This window comes from Stenotrophomonas sp. 1L-E-5-B-C3, from assembly GCF_057292075.1.
The window spans coordinates 1-1,428 of sequence record NZ_JBXAWS010000045.1 but is presented as its reverse complement, the minus strand read 5'-3'; the positions used below and the strand labels follow the sequence as shown (position 1 = coordinate 1,428).

The 1,428-nt window shown below is 58.6% G+C and carries 1 protein-coding gene; it reads left to right on the top strand.

What is annotated here, in order from left to right:
* The first annotated feature begins 48 nt into the window (after window positions 1-48).
* Window positions 49-1,400 (top strand): IS3-like element ISStma2 family transposase gene (locus tag AC0Z6F_RS22555; protein WP_087943697.1). Its coding sequence is split into 2 segments (ribosomal slippage): window positions 49-496 and window positions 496-1,400, totalling 1,353 coding nucleotides; the frame shifts between segments, so codons are not numbered across the junction.
* Window positions 1,401-1,428 lie beyond the last annotated feature (28 nt).

Sequence of the window (1,428 nt, the reverse complement as noted above, 5' to 3'; positions counted from 1 at the left end):
TGAAGTGACCCCCGGGAATTGGACACCAGATCCAACCCCGAGGGATACATGAACAGATACGACGCGCGTTTCAAACTGCAGGTCGCCAAAGAGGCCTGCAAGACCTCCACATCGGTCAAAGCCATTGCCCGTCGCCACGGCCTGGAGTTCTCCACGGTCAGGCGCTGGGTGGCGACCTATCGGCTGCATGGTTGGCGAGGATTTCATCGCCAGGCCCGGTTCTATGACCTCCCGTTCAAGCTGGCTGTCCTGGAGAAAATGAGCCAGGACGGCATGTCCGGGCGGGAGGCCACCACCTACTTTCAAATTGGCGATGCCGGCGCGGTGGGGCGATGGCGGCGCCTGTATGCTCAAGGCGGTGCCCAAGCGTTGGCACCCCCTCCGCCGCCGCCCCGAAAGCCGATGAAAAAGACCCGTTCGTCCAAGCCACCTGAAGATATGAGCCGCGATGAGCTGCTCAAGGAAGTCGCCTATCTGCGTGCGGAGACCGACTACCTAAAAAAACTCGATGCCTTGATCCGGGAAGAGCAGGCGGCGCAGGACGCAAAGCGCAAGCCGTCCAAGGATTGAGGCAGGTTCATACGCTGTCGCTTCTGCTCGAAGCAGCTGAGCTGTCACGCAGTACGTTCTATTACCAGAACCATGTCCTGGCCCATCCGGATCAGGACGAGGCACAGCTGTGCGAGCGCATCCGTGCAATCTACGATCAAAGCCAAGGGCGCTATGGCTATCGCACGGTGACGCTGGAATTAGCCAATCAGGGCCATCGGACCAATCACAAGCGGGTTCAGCGCCTGATGGGGGAGATGGGGCTGAAATCGCGGGTGCGTGTGAAGCGCTACCAGGCCTTCAAGGGGGCGGCCAACGTTGTGGTTGGCAATGACCTCAATCGCCAGTTCCATGCCGAGCGCCCCAACCAGAAATGGGTGACTGACGTGACCGAGTTCAAGGTGCAGGGCATGAAGCTGTACCTGTCGCCGATCATGGACCTCTACAACGGCGAAATCGTGGCTTATCAGATCAAGCGTCGGCCCGTATTTGATCTGGTGGGCCAAATGCTGGAGGAGGCCATCAAGAAGCTTCCCCCGGATGAGCGCCCCATGATCCACTCCGACCAGGGCTGGCAGTACCAGCATGAAAACTACCGGCACATGCTGGAAAAGCACTCGTTGAAACAAAGCATGTCCCGGCGCGGCAACTGCCTGGACAATGCGGCGATGGAGAGCTTCTTTGGGACGCTGAAGTCGGAATTCTTCTACCTGAACAGCTTTGACAGCATCGAGAGTCTGGAAGCTGGGCTGGTGGAATACATCCAGTACTACAACGAAGAGCGCATCAAACTGAAACTGAAAGGTCTCAGCCCGATAAAGTACCGGGAGCAGGCCCAATCGGCCGCCTGACCCCGTCCAAGTCTCGGGGGTCACTTCA